This window comes from Aurantiacibacter atlanticus, from assembly GCF_001077815.2.
GTDB lineage: Bacteria > Pseudomonadota > Alphaproteobacteria > Sphingomonadales > Sphingomonadaceae > Alteraurantiacibacter > Alteraurantiacibacter atlanticus.
In genome coordinates this window covers 2,669,386-2,683,077 of record NZ_CP011310.1, presented here as the reverse complement: position 1 = coordinate 2,683,077, position 13,692 = coordinate 2,669,386, and the positions used below count along the sequence as shown (strand labels likewise).

The 13,692-nt window shown below is 55.3% G+C and carries 8 protein-coding genes; 5 read left to right on the top strand and 3 right to left on the bottom strand.

Annotated elements, in window-relative coordinates:
• Positions 1-555: 555 nt before the first annotated feature.
• The 3 genes from CP97_RS13100 (at position 556) to CP97_RS13090 (ending at position 4,005) form a co-directional block, all read left to right on the top strand.
• On the top strand, positions 556-1,482 hold the full coding sequence (locus CP97_RS13100; RefSeq protein WP_149036482.1) for a hypothetical protein: 927 nt from the start codon (positions 556-558) through the stop codon (positions 1,480-1,482).
• 219 nt (positions 1,483-1,701) lie between these two features.
• Positions 1,702-2,871, top strand: coding sequence for a hypothetical protein (locus CP97_RS13095; RefSeq protein WP_048886321.1), 1,170 nt, complete (start codon positions 1,702-1,704; stop codon positions 2,869-2,871).
• 201 nt (positions 2,872-3,072) lie between these two features.
• A complete protein-coding gene (locus CP97_RS13090) occupies positions 3,073-4,005 on the top strand; it encodes a hypothetical protein (protein WP_149036481.1) in 933 nt (310 codons plus the stop codon).
• Between the two features lie 94 nt (positions 4,006-4,099).
• Here CP97_RS13090 and CP97_RS13085 read toward each other — a convergent pair whose 3' ends face one another.
• Positions 4,100-4,504, bottom strand: a complete 405-nt coding sequence (locus tag CP97_RS13085; RefSeq protein WP_053106649.1) for a hypothetical protein — start codon at positions 4,502-4,504, stop codon at positions 4,100-4,102.
• Between the two features lie 345 nt (positions 4,505-4,849).
• On the opposite strand from CP97_RS13085, the gene CP97_RS13080 reads away from it, so the two are divergent.
• Positions 4,850-5,758: a hypothetical protein gene (locus tag CP97_RS13080; RefSeq protein WP_048886319.1), complete on the top strand. Its 909-nt coding sequence runs from the start codon at positions 4,850-4,852 to the stop codon at positions 5,756-5,758.
• 122 nt (positions 5,759-5,880) lie between these two features.
• On the opposite strand, the gene CP97_RS13075 is transcribed toward CP97_RS13080, so the two are convergent.
• Positions 5,881-7,052 (bottom strand): IS3 family transposase gene (locus CP97_RS13075; protein ID WP_149036385.1). Its coding sequence is split into 2 segments (ribosomal slippage): positions 5,881-6,800 and positions 6,800-7,052, totalling 1,173 coding nucleotides; the frame shifts between segments, so codons are not numbered across the junction.
• A gap of 381 nt (positions 7,053-7,433) precedes the next feature.
• On the opposite strand from CP97_RS13075, the gene CP97_RS13055 reads away from it, so the two are divergent.
• Positions 7,434-10,595, top strand: a complete 3,162-nt coding sequence (locus CP97_RS13055) for a hypothetical protein (protein ID WP_149036479.1) — start codon at positions 7,434-7,436, stop codon at positions 10,593-10,595.
• Positions 10,596-11,512: 917 nt separating this feature from the next.
• Here the strand turns inward: CP97_RS13055 and CP97_RS13050 are convergent.
• The gene (locus CP97_RS13050) at positions 11,513-13,600 is read right to left on the bottom strand and encodes a catalase (protein ID WP_048887013.1); all 2,088 of its coding nucleotides are present in this window, start codon (positions 13,598-13,600) and stop codon (positions 11,513-11,515) included.
• Between the last annotated feature and the right edge of the window lie 92 nt (positions 13,601-13,692).

Below are 13,692 nucleotides of genomic sequence, written 5' to 3'. Positions count from 1 at the left end.
GAGTGGGCTTGGATGCTTTCATACCGCCCGACAATGGGGAGCATCGCGGATTGACTTCGCGAGCTGAAATCAGAAAGGCGGCTCTTGGGCCGATTGCGCCCTGTCCGCTTTCAGCAGCTCGATTTGCAAAGCGGGCACTTGGATTCGAAGCATTATTTCAGGTGGCTTCAATCCACATTGCTGATCGCCGAGGCTATCAATTGACCGGGTCGCGCAATACGCAAGCGGGATAGAATTGGCTTGGTTCATTAGTGTTATGCGCGGCGGCAATGGCCAGTGTAGACAGTCGCTAGATCCGAAACTGGATCAAAAAATTTATTGTAACGAAGGGGCTGGAATAGCCAGTCCGGCGTCGGGAGGCGAATTTTGAGCAGAGGCATTTTTTGCGATCTATTCGATTACCGACCGCGGCTCCGTGAGGGGGAGAAGCAGGACCGCACGCCGCTTGAAGATTGGCTGACAGAATGCCTAGCGAGCTGTTTGCGGTCACTGCTTAGGTACGAGCCAGACCGGGCCCTGGTGGCGCTGTCCTCCCTCACAGGTAGGTCGGTCGAGATGCTCGCCGCGGAAAGGCGCGCAGGTGAACGGCCCTCAGTCGTCACCCAATTTCGAAACGATGATGGTCAACGTCCGGATCTCATCGTGTTCTTGGACGAAAAACCTTGGATCGTCGTCGAAAGTAAGGTCGAGCATACCGCTACTCTTGATCAGCTTGCAAACTACGCAGGGTGGATGCGCGAAGCATCGCGCGAGGCGCCTTTTGGAATCACACTTGTTTTTCTCACGCATTCGACACCCTGCCCAGTTGGCTTCGTCGAGACGAACTCGGTCTTTGCGGGAGTTGCTTTGGCTCGGCGCCGCTGGGCAGGGATTGGCCGAGCGCTTTTGCAAGCATGCGATAGGCTGGAGAATAACCACGAGTCTCAGTCTCTTTGCGCCTCATTCTTTCATCAACTAGAGGACCTCAACATGTCCAATGAATACCCTTCCTCGAAGACCATGGCGGCAGCGCAGATGTTCATGCTGTTCGGTCTTGAGATGGAGCTATTGGTCAACAGCCTCCTCGAAGATGTCAGCGGAATCGGTAATTTCTCACATCAGAAATATACCTCGGCGCAGCCAGAGTTCAGTCAAGGTCTATACTCGGGGGGACGCTGGGCAAAGTCGGTACGCGGGACCATCGGAGCTCAGGTGTGGGTAGGGCTTTGGTTTCCAGAGACTGGCAGTTACCGCGTCGATGTCGAGCGCGAGATGAAGATCGACGTGAGCGCAGCGCCGAAGATTTTTACTACGGTTGACAGTGAAGAGTTGCTCGCCGCCGTGCCCGGCTGCCCTAACGGATGGTACCGCGATGACGAGGAGTATCTAGCTTTTGCCAACTACGATACTTTCGCAGATGATCCGACGGAGCGCGCTAACGCAGCAAAAGCTTGGGTAAGAGATCGCATTGCGGTTCTTAAGACACATCTAGTAGAAGGTTGATCATTCGGATGGCTTGAAAGAGCAAGCTTATGGGCCGGATGCAGACGGACAGCTTTCAGTGGAGCACCGGGAATTAGCTGACGTCGCTACCTCGTGTCTCTGGATATTCATCTCGATCCATGCTGCATTAAATCGCTCTCCTCAACGACCGCCTTGTCGAAGATGTGTAGCGCCGCCGTGACGCGATGATCCTGAGGCCAATTCTGGAACGATTCGATAATGACTCTCAACGTTGCTGACCTCATTCCCAAATCCGGGCCTGTTCGCACGCTTTACTGCGACGCCTGCAAGTCGAGCATGGACCTTACCTTTGCCGCCTTCGCGGAGGATGTGTCAGGGGTGCACATTGAGATTCTTGATCTGCCAATGCTTGAGTGCCCAGCCTGCGATAAGCACTATCTGCCCGATGACAGCATTTTTGCCGTGGTCGAACTGCATAGGCAAGCACTCGAAAAAGGTTCCAACGTTGTGCGTTCAGCCCGCAACAAACGTCGGCCCGACTACAAATTCACGGACGTACCCTTCATCTTTGACTCCGACGATTACTACTACATCCCAGGCCTTCAACGTCCGTTTGACCCAGGATTTCTGACACCTTTGTTTTTCGACAAGACCGTGCTCAGTAAGTTCGATACGCTGCCCAACTACGAGGTGCGATTTGCGTCGCAATCCTATGGCACGATAGAGATGGCAGAGGATCAAATTCCCTTTGGCATCAACCGGCATGGCAGGGTGATCATGTGGCTTGGAGACGTTGCCAAGTTGCCCGAGTCCGAGCAATTCTATCTTCGCTCTGAGAATGTGGCATCAGACCACTCAATCGGCAGCGAATTTTATGATGGGCAGATCTCTTGCATCTTCACCGAGCCGCCGATGGAGGCAGTCGCAATAAAGGCGCGGAGTGCTCTTGCCGCCGCGTTTGACGTCGCCTTTTCCGCTAAGCTTTTTCACTTAGATGACGAACTTGTCGGGACGATCGCCAGCCTCGCACCGCCGGTCGTCGATACGGAAAAGGAGCGAAAACACACGTTCGACAGCCTCAATCGGATTTTTGTCGAGTCGCTCGACAATGGTGGTTTGGAAAAGCTGCTTAAGAGACTGGCGGTAAAATCCTCCTCGAACGGATCGTTAAAGCGCCTTCAGGCTATTCTCGAAAGCAAGGACGCCAGCGGTGCAGTGGCGACCGCGCTCTCCCCATTCTTCGTCGTGTACGATCTGCGCATCGCCTATTCGCACCTCACCTCGGAGCGTAAACGCAAGGAGCTGCTTGACACGTCTGCCGAGCGTTTGAGAGTACCACCAAAGGCGTCGCTGGACACTCTTTACCGCGCGGTCTTGGCCCAACTGATCGATTCGATGAATCTCTTGAAGCGGCTACTGGAGTCCTAGACGATCTAAACGAAGTCGTTCTGCCGCAAACGAGATCCCTACCGGGAATGGGTCCGATAGCAGATAAGCATCTCTTGCCTATCGAGACGCGAAAGCCGTCACTTGCTCGGCTGCGCGAGCGCGATATCCGAATGCCAAGAATGTGATCACTTGCGGGTAGTGGGCCTCGACGGCGCGCCAGTCATCGCGGATAGTGGCCCCATGTCCCGTCTTGTCTACCTCGACCAAAACGCATGGGTGACGCTCGCCAAGGGCTCGTGGGACAAGGAGCGCTATCCGAAGGAGCACGCGGCGCTGACCAAGGTCGTCGGTATGGTACGATCCGGCTCGATCACTATTCCGCTGAGCTTCACCAACATCTACGAGACCTCGAAGGTCAACGTGCCGCGTCGGCGCGCAAACTTGGCCCGAACACAGGCAGTGCTCAGCGGCGGCATCGTTTTCCGCGGACGGCGCCGGATTCTCGCCGAGACCTTGGCCGCCTACCTCGCGGACAGACGCGAGATCAGCCGGCCCGCTCCGCCGGAGCGATGGTTCCTGTCTGAATTGTGGTTCGAGGCAGCGGGAGATTACTCGCCTGAGAGCTACGGGTTCGCGATGTCGGAGCGCTTGCTAGCGCTCATTCGTCACGATCCGGGCAGAGCGCTGTTTGACTACCTGGCGTTCGATGACGAGGAGGTGAGGCTCGAGGCCGTGCGTCGCTACAGCGCCAATTCGGCACACCTTATCTCGCGCATTGAGTCCCGGCGCGCGTTGGTCGCCGGCGAGACTTTCGCAATAAGGAAGCGAGCATACGGAGCCAGGCTCGTCATCGACGAACTCGACTTCATCTTCGCCACCGCGCGCCCTCTAGGCCTCGATTGGTCTACCGTCGCCGATATAGGATCATCGCTCGTTCGCAGCATGGTGGTCGACGTGCCAGTCTTCAACGTGGAGAGTGAGCTAGTCGTTCGTCTCGAAGGTCAGGGACGGGCCATATCGGAGAACGACTTGCGAGATATGGCCGCATTCATCACCGTGCTGCCGCTCGCCGATGTGATCGTCGCCGAAAAGCAGTTCGTGAACCTCGCGCGTCAGGCTCGCCTCGACGAGCGCCACGAGACGACGCTGCTGACCTCGATCCACGACCTCTAAGTTCGGGTTAGGCAATGTCGCGGATTCTTCGCCGTCTCGCTAAATGCCGCAAGGTGATCGCCATGTAGTTAATCTTTGGCTTGCAGCCACCATTTCATGGCGGCGTCGAGCACCGCGTGAGCCTCTTTTTGAGTCTGATGTCGCGCGCCCATTGGCCATTGGGCCCTCCCCTGAACTTCTCACCATGAAGGTAGCTGTTTCGGACGCGGCATACGCCCTGCACGATTAACTCATGCACGTTGGTGAGAGGGACGGGAGTTTCAGGTGCCCACTGGAGATCATTTGTAAGACTACGAGGCGGTTCGCCAATTAGTGTTTTGGCGATGCCTATATCGACGATTGCAGCAAAGAAGTCTTGGCTGAGATCACGAGCGAACGCATTCCAATCCGCTTGCGCGGCTTCCCTGTCCTGCCGAAGATTGCCAAAGCGCTTCATCGCGTATTCTGCCTCGCCGAATGCGCGAGCGAATTCGGCGGCGACTTTGTAAGGATCATTCACCTGGTTGCTCCGTTTCCCCTGGCCCTTCGCCGGACATAAATCACACCACTAAATCAATTGGAGATCGCCCGAAGGCGGATTGTAAATACCAAATACCACACAATATTGTGACACTGAATCCATTTGAAGATTTGACCGAAGTCGGGGCAACCTACGGCGATCATGGAATGACGCGACAACTTGGGATCACCGATTAGCAACATGGGGCAAAAAACATCAGGATATGGGGAGCGGACTGCGCGGCAGGGCCTGAGATACCAAGACCGCGCTTCAGCAGTACTGGCTTACCAAGCGATCCTAGAGAATTCTCTCTCGTTTATTGCCCTTGCGGACGATCACGCTGGCATGTTCGACGACTTTGTTCTCGGGATCGCCGGGCAGGTTATCGGGCATCAGTACAAGTCATCGACCAAGCCTAAGCCGGTCGGCGTTCGCGGATTGCTTCTGGGTACGGACAAGGTCATCGCGGATTGCGCGACCTCCTTCAGAAAGCTGGAGGCCGCATATCCCGGTAAGCGCATCAGCGTGCGGTATGTCACGTCGCATATCGCGTCGGTCGGCGACAAAGGTCTTTTTGGTGTAAAGGGATGGGATTCTAAGGACTTCTTTCGCGAGAAGGATCGGCATCCTGATCGGTCGCTGGCAGATTGGCGTGCTTCTGTTTGGCAACCTATCATCGACGAGTTAGTCAGCGCATCTGGCCTCAACGATATTGATTTTGAGCGCTTTTTTCGCCGCTTCCAAATCGAACTGGGTGCGCCTCAAACAATTGAATTAAATCACAGCTTGGACTCTGCGGCCCGCACACAAGTCGAGGAGCTTGCACGAGCAATCGGAGATTTGGTGGGTCGTGACGACGGGAAAACCAGTTGGACCCGTCGCGAGCTACTCGATGAACTGGGATGGCGAGATCGTTTCCAGCTGTTCAACGAGCATCGTTTCCCGCTTGGCGCACATGCCCAAAGTAATGAATTAAGCGAAGCAGAACTCGAAGCTGCTCTGAAAAGCCATAGTTCGGGATACATATGCCTGTTGGGTTCTCCGGGAACCGGAAAATCGACTCTGCTTGAGCGGTTCGTGCAATCCGGCCCAAACCGCAAGGTCATTCGCTATCTCGCCTATGTCCCAGGAACTGCGCAAGGTCAGGGGCGGGGCAATGACGCAAACTTCTTGGCTGACCTCAACAGCCAGCTCGTCGGTTTGGGTTTTCAAGCAAACCGGGTGAAGGACGACACTCTCGAGCAGCGACGCTAGACATTCCAGAGGTTACTGCAGCAAGCCGGCAAAGCATTTGAGACGAGCGGTCAATCGACCGTTGTCGTTATCCATGGCCTCGATCATGTGTGACGTGACCCCCAGCTTTCCCCCAGCTGGGATTAGAGCCGGGCGGTTGTTTTGCGCATCAGCGCGGTTGAAGCAATGGGCTGCGTAGCGGAGCCCGTAGGGCGTAGCGAAGCAGGCCATTGCTTATCCAGTTCAGCGGCGAACGCCGCCGGTGTTGCGTAACCGAGAGACGAGTGTGGTCGCTCCCGATTGTAGTCTTCGACCCAGGCCGCGATCTCGACACGGGCATGGGCCATACTCAAGAACAGCGTCTCGTTGAGCAGTTCGTCCCGCATCCGGCCATTGAAGCTCTCGACATAGCCATTCTGCATCGGCCTTCCGGGCGCGATGTAATGCCACTCCACGCCGACCTCGCCGCACCATGCCAGCACAGCGTTGCTGGTGAGCTCGGTGCCATTGTCGCTGACGATCATGCCTGGCTTGCCGCGCTGTTCGATCAGTGCGGTCAGCTCGCGAACGACACGGCGACCAGAGATCGAGGTGTCCGGCACCGCTGCCAGGCACTCCCGGGTCACGTCATCGACCACGTTGAGCACCCGGAACCGTCTTCCCGAAGCCATCTGGTCGTGAACAAAGTCCAGGCTCCAGCGCTGGTTCGGCAGCGCCAGAACCGGAGCAGGTGCCCTTGTGCCAACAGCACGCCTGCGGCTACGTCGTCGCCTGACCGCCAAGCCTTCCTCACGGTAGAGCCTCTGGGTCTTCTTGCGGTTGATCATGATCCCCTCCCGGCGCAGCAGGATATGCAGACGGCGATAGCCGAACCGGCGACGCTGGTTGGCCAGCTCGCGCAGCTTCTCACGCAGATCGACGTCATCGTCCCGGGTGGAACGGTAACGCACGCTCTTGCGATCAGCATCGATGACACGGCACGCCCGCCGCTCGCTCATCCCATGGCACGCCTGGAGATGAGCAACAGCTTCCCGCTGCGCGGCGGGCGTCAAAACTTTTTTGCCAGAAGATCCTTCAACGCCGCCTTGTCCAGCATCGCATCGGCCAGCAAACGCTTCAGCTTCGCGTTCTCGCTCTCCAGCTCCTTCAGCCGCCGGGCATCGGACACTTCCATCCCGCCATACTTCGACTTCCAGTTGTAGATCGTCGCTTCAGATACACCGTGCCGACGGGCAAGGTCAGCGGTCTTGGCTCCCGCCTCCGCTTCCTTCAGCACGCCAATGATCTGCTCTTCTGAAAACCTCGTTCTCTTCATCTCGTCCGTCCTTCTGTCAGGGCCGGACTCTAATCCAACTTGGAGGAAAATCAGGGGGTCACGTCATGCCTTGGCGAATATGAATCGTGTAAGGTCCTGGAAGAGCTGCATGTATCTTGGCACCTTCACGCTGCTAGCTTGGCAATTACCTGCAGAGACCAAGAACTAGCTGCTCGTCTCTTTGCTGAGGCCAAAACTCCCGATCTTTGCAACCTCGAGCATCGCTCCGAGGAAGTCGCAGACGCAGTACGATTCCTTGTTCGATATTGTATAATCGCAGCCCAACTGGGCGAGAGTCCTCCTCAGCCAAATCTGCCAAATGAGTATCTCTTCCGGGCCATCCAGAATCATGCCGTCCGTTTGGGAACGCTAATCGGGAACTTGAGGCGGGGAGGCGCAGACGCAAAAGTTGGTGTTTCGGCACAGATCAAGTCGTCTCTGGAATTCATTGCCGGGGCCGTTGCTGATCGTCGCGATGATGTACTCTTGGGTTATCGAGTTCGCAAAGCCGACGAACCAATTTTTGATGCAATCTGCGAAATCACAAAGCTTGAACCCAACGCTGCGCCCGACTTCGCCAAAGTCTTCGAGAACTGCCATCAATCGCCAGTCTGTGCATTCCGGGCGTCATTGCCGATCATCCGTAAATTCACCGAAACTATGTTCGATTTCGATGGGGATGCGGCGGCGGCAGGGGCGCGACTAGAGGGTTCACGTCGAAACATCGACGAGGCGCGCTCGCCACAGGAAGCAATTGACGGACTCGCCGAACTTGCGATCGCGTTCGGAACAATCGGACTAAGTGAGCGCGCGCGCGAGTTGCTTCATGAAATGCGCGAGATGTCCCTAGGCAGCTATGCGGCGGCCAAAAAGGACGGGCAGTACCTTTTGTGGGCGGATCTTCTTAGGTTAGCTAACCGCGCAGATCCGACGCACGCGGCGGAGCGGTCATTCATGATGTTGCGCTTGGTGGCTGGTGTGGATGATAGCGACGCGCACGACCAAGCTTGGCGCATTTCCAAGACTGTATTGGTGGAAGCAATTGCCAGCGGGCAGGAAGAAGCATGGGATGCTTTCGATTGGGCGAAGACATCGGGCGTTTGGCACTGGGACGCGCTCGTTGATGCGGTCGCTCGCGGTATGCTGCGGAGGCGACCAGACTTGGTGGTCCCAATTACGATCACATGGACTACACTTTGCCTCCCCTATTATGACGAAGTCTACAACAGCGTTACGCGGTTCGGTGAATTCCTTAGGGAACTGGCTTCTTCAACGCCGGAAGCGAGGCTTGCCGATGTTGAACGCATCATCGTTGCGGGCATTGAACGCGATGCCAAATCCGAGCTTAGGTCGAGACTCCTTCGCGTATTTCGGGACGCACTGGCTGATCGCGGCGCTCTTTCGCCGCTGGTTTCGGCGGCCATTGATAGATGGAATGCCGAGCCTGCATTTGACACTGGATATCAGTCCGACGAGAAAGTTCTACCTGACTACTTCCATCTGCAATCTTTCGAAGATGTTGAACAAGCCGTGGCGCTCGAACGAGAACGTCGAGAGGCGCAAACAAGCGTTCACTACGGTAATTCCGTAAACAGCACGTTGGCGAAACGCATCGGGCGTATCATCCTCGAGCAACCTTGGTCCGAGGTTCACGCATTTGCTGCGCGCAACCCGCAACTTGTGCGTGACCGGCCTGTTAAGGAGGCGTTGGCAAAAGCGGCGATCGCGGCTGGCCAGGTAGACTACGCCAAGTCTGTGTTACCTACAGAGATGCCAGAAAGGGAAGGTTGGGGCGGTTGGGCCAGTCGGGACACACTAGAATATCACAAGGCTCGCCACCTCATGGGGATTGCCGATGCTCACGAAGGCGCACGCGATGATTTTGTTCGCGATCTCTCTGAAGGGGGCTATGGTACCGGCTCGGCTCTTTACAGCATCGATGAGATATACCCGATGTTGTACAGGGACATTGATTGGCCAGCGCTTTGGGACCGGCTCGCGGAGCAGATCGAAGGCTATCGCGATTATCAAAAGATAAAGCCCATTGCGCGCAATGACGGCATGGCTCGTGACGACGTCGACCTACTAACTCGTCTCTTTCTGGAGGCAGCAACGTTCGGGGTATCGGATCCGCGCGAGCAAGCAACCAGCGGGCTTATTGAACTGATCAGGGCGGGCGCGCCTGATCTTTTCTTCAGGACATGCAGCCAACTGCTTGAAGGTAAAGGTCATGAAGTACAGCTCGGAGCCCGTCTTCTTTTCGAAGCCCGTGACGATCAAGCGGTCGAGACGAAGTTTCGTCATGACTTAGAAAAGCTCACCGCGCATGAGGATGCCTGCGTCGCGGCAATCGGTGAGATTTTGGGCGATGTTTGGGGCACAGGAGCACACATGGCAGCAGCCGAGCTCCCGGCCCTCTATTCTCTCAAACTTCCACCTCTGAAAGAGACTTCCGGTCGATCACTACGCGACGAAGAATCGCTGGGACCTGTTATCGACGATCCCGTCGCTTGGACCGAAGGTTTCGATCAGTGGTTGGAGATGCTCTCCCGCTTTTCCGAAGTGTCTGTCAGCACTCTCCGGCGTCGCGTTGCACAACTGATTAATAAATGGGGTGGTGTCGAAAAGTACGGGGCGAAGGCTGCGAAAGAGCTTCAAGATAGCCTTTCACCGCTTGGCTTGCTCCTACCCTTTGTACGCCCCCACATAGGCATTTGCTTACGAGCCTTGCATGTAGTTGTCGGGGAACTGTGGCGAGCATCGCTGCTCTCTGACATGGAGGTGGACATTCTTCTTCACCAGTTGACGGGTGCCCCGGTGCTCCCACCCCATGTGCCCCAATTGCCTCTTCCCATCGACATAGACTGGCCAATCTTTCCGGAAGATACGTGGAGCACAGATGGAAAGGACTGGATGCAGGCTCAGGATATGAAGCGAAATTGTATATCGCCCGCAGTCGTAGGCGAATGGGCACGCCTACTCATGTACAAGTCAAATTCGTTCTACACCGAGGAAATGTTTGTCACGCGCGGGATCGATGACGGCGCGATCGAGGACCTAGACGAAGCAATCGGAACACTGCCAATTGCTCATTGGGCCGCCGGGGGCATGATGACCGACTTAGAGCGCGAAGGGGAATCGGCCGGCATTGTGAATTTGCGGATTTCGCTCGTAGGTAACTGCTCGGAGGTAATTATTTTCCATCCCTTGCTGGCCCAAAATTTAGGCTGGCAAATATCGGCTGACGACCCATTCACTTTTGTTGATCGCGATGGAACACTGATGGCCACCACGCGCTTTTGGCGCGATGGCTGGCAGCAAGAAATGAAGCATGCACGGGTCTTTCGTTGGGCGGAGGGGCAACGAGTAGAATTGACGGAGGCAGGAAAGTCACAAGTCGAACGTCTTGGTGGCCTGCCTAAGCCCACGATGGCAAGGTGGCGAAATTTTAAGCCAAGCTCTTCTGGGCCTGAGTTGAGATCTCACTGGAGGAGCGACGTAGGCGAGTCATCGACCGCTTCGCCATTCGGATCGCCGTCATAATCGAGACGTCGAAGGGCGTTAGGTCCGCGCAACCAATTGCAATTATATGTGTGGTGCCCGGCGCCAAAACCTTGATTGAAATCGTACCGAGCGAAGGAGAGTGTCGGCTTTCGGGCACATGCGAGACGAAAACGAATGGCCAATATTGGGACGCAAAGCGGCCATTCGCTACGCTCAAACGCCGCGCGGCTTTTTCAGCATAGGTGTTTCCCGGAATGGTTGAGCCGAGGGAACCGCAAACAACTGGAAAAACAGCCCGCAAATAGAAATCTGGCGAGCACACCGTACCCCGCGAATTCGGGACATAAATCACTGATATTTAATCAGAATAGCGTTTTGGGCGGAATCAACCCGTCTACGAGTTGAGCGGGTTTGCGCTGAGCCGCAGCCAACTCACAGTCTCATAAAGTTATGAAATTTGATGACAATTTGTGATCGACGAGCGAGTTGTTTGCGATCCACCGAATTCTTATGCCCGTTATCTCTTAAAGCCGCGCTCTATTCACATTCGAGTTGCCAATCTTGCCGGTGACAACCGACAGCTCGCAGGCTAATTACGAAGTGCGGCGACAGGCGTCGCCGTCCCTCTCAATCCCATGATTTTCCACAGAAGCGCGGGCACATGGGGGCCAGATTGGGGGCCTTTCGTTCCTTTGGTTTTGAAAAACAAATTGAGTTCAGTTGCTTACTCAACCTATTGGATTCCCTTCACGCTCCAGCGCAGCCTTCCCAAAACATCCCGGAAACGCTATAAAACCCTTGGAAATCCGAGGGTTTCTGGCGTTCGGTTGTCCTGCATTTGCCCGCTTAGTCTCGCCATATTCACGGTTTCGTGATCCCTTCAGGAAATCGCCAAGATAGAGTGGCTCCCTAGTAGGGAGGTCACTCTATCTTGGACGTAACCGTAGCCCGAGGGATCAGTCCTGTTTTACGCTCTGTCGATCCCAGAAACGCAGGGCGGCGCAGGCCTCGATGAACTTCTCCGCACCTTGCTTTGCTGAAAGATCGAAGAACCCGTCATCCATCTTTTCTTCAAGCCCAATTGCAGCGAATATTTGCTTTGATGGTGGGACATACCCGATGAATTTCGCATGCGCGAAGGCATCTGAAACGAAATCCTGACTGGGTTTGTCGTCGGCGTAATTCCTGGCAGCTTTCTCGCCCATAATTATGGCGACCGCATCAAAGACAACCGACGGTCCTCCATCGATTTTCTCATTCGCTTCCATGAACTCTCCGTCCGACAATTTGGCGCCCGCTACATGTGGAGCAACGATAGCGACCATCGCGCCGACACTTTCGGCGGCCGATTTCAGTGCTTTCACCACATCTGCGTCTGCGCCTTCAGCAATATAGATGCCGAGTTTGCGGCCTTTGAAGCTATCCGGACCATTTTTCAGTATGGAAAGCGCCGGGCTTTCCGCCAGATCGGTGATCGGTTCGCGTGCGGCAGGAACCTTGTCTGGTAGTTCTGCCAGGCCGATACCGTCGCAAACATCCTGCGCCAATCCTTCATCAATATGAAGCAGATGGCCAATCATCCGTTTGCGAATGTCCATCCGGACGACCTTCGAGAGTTCAAAGGTCAGGGCATTTGCCATATGGATCTGCTCGATTTCGGTCTGGCTGATATAGAATTGTCGAGCCTGACTATAATGATCCGCAAAGGTTTCGCTCCGTTCGCGGATTTTCGGACTGCCGACAGAAGCTTCATGGCTGGTGAAGCCGGTATCGGGACATGCCCGCGGTCCGCGATCCTCGTCAGTACCTTCGCCCCAGGAGTTGGGTTCGTAATTCGCCCGCCCCTTGGGATTGGACATGGCCATATGGCCGTCCTGCTGGAAATTATGCACCGGACATTTGGGCGCATTGATGGGGATATGGGTGAAGTTTGGCCCGCCGAGACGTTTCAGCTGGGTATCAAGGTAGGAAAAATTGCGCCCCTGCAGAAGCGGATCTTCTGTAAAATCCATGCCCGGAACAATGTTCTGCGTGCAGAAGGCTACCTGCTCGGTTTCTGCGAAGAAATTATCGACGTTGTTGTTAAGTGTCATCGTGCCGATAATGCGTACGGGCACTTGCTCTTCGGGGATCAACTTGGTCGCATCGAGCACGTCGAATTCGAAATTCTCGGCAAATTCCTCGTCGAAGATCTGCACCCCTAGATCCCATTGCGGGTAGTCTCCGGCATCAATGGCGTCCCACATGTCCCGACGATGGAAATCGGGGTCGGCGCCGTTGATTTTCAGCGCTTCGTTCCAGATAACCGATTGCAGGCCCTGCTTCGGTTTCCAATGGAATTTCACGAAGCTTGCTTTGCCATCTGCATTTATCAGACGGAAGGTGTGAACTCCGAACCCTTCCATGAAACGAAAGCTGCGAGGGATCGCGCGGTCGGACATCTGCCACATAACCATGTGCATCGATTCCGGGGTTAGCGATACAAAATCCCAGAAGTTGTCATGCGCGCTTTGGGCTTGCGGAAAGCCACGGTCAGGGGCGGGCTTTACGGAATGAATAAGATCGGGAAACTTGATCGCATCCTGGATAAAGAACACCGGAATGTTGTTGCCAACAAGATCCCAATTCCCCTGATCAGTGTAGAATTTTACGGCAAACCCGCGAACGTCGCGTGCAAGATCGGGAGAGCCCTTATTGCCAGCAACGGTTGAGAAGCGCGCAAAAATTGGGGTTTTCTTGCCCTTTTCACCGGCGAGAACCGCAGCGTGCGTAAATTCCGGGATAGGGTCCTTCAGCTCAAATTCGCCATGCACACCATATCCGCGGGCATGTACGACCCGCTCGGGAATACGTTCATGGTCGAAGTGAAAAATCTTTTCGCGGGCAATGTGGTCTTCAAGCAATTGCGGTCCGCGCGGGCCGGCTGAGAGCCAGTTCTGATTATCGCTTACAGGCGCGCCCTGTGCTGTGGTGAGGACATCTTCCTTACCGTTTGGTTTTTGATGGTTCGCACCACCTTTCGAAAGGTTCAATTGCTTCGACATCTTGTAATCCTCATATCCAGGCAGCTTGCGATTTCGCAGTAAATGCTCAGAATCCATCGCAAAAGTGATTCATGATCTTAACTGCCGGTCGG

Excerpts from the sequence above, each read along its gene's own strand:
- CP97_RS13090 (WP_149036481.1), top strand. The coding sequence starts at position 3,073 with ATGTCCCGTCTTGTCTACCTCGACCAAAACGCATGGGTGACGCTCGCC.
- CP97_RS13095 (WP_048886321.1), top strand. The coding sequence starts at position 1,702 with ATGACTCTCAACGTTGCTGACCTCATTCCCAAATCCGGGCCTGTTCGC.
- CP97_RS13100 (WP_149036482.1), top strand. The coding sequence starts at position 556 with ATGCTCGCCGCGGAAAGGCGCGCAGGTGAACGGCCCTCAGTCGTCACC.
- CP97_RS13050 (WP_048887013.1), bottom strand. The coding sequence starts at position 13,600 with ATGTCGAAGCAATTGAACCTTTCGAAAGGTGGTGCGAACCATCAAAAA.
- CP97_RS13080 (WP_048886319.1), top strand. The coding sequence starts at position 4,850 with ATGTTCGACGACTTTGTTCTCGGGATCGCCGGGCAGGTTATCGGGCAT.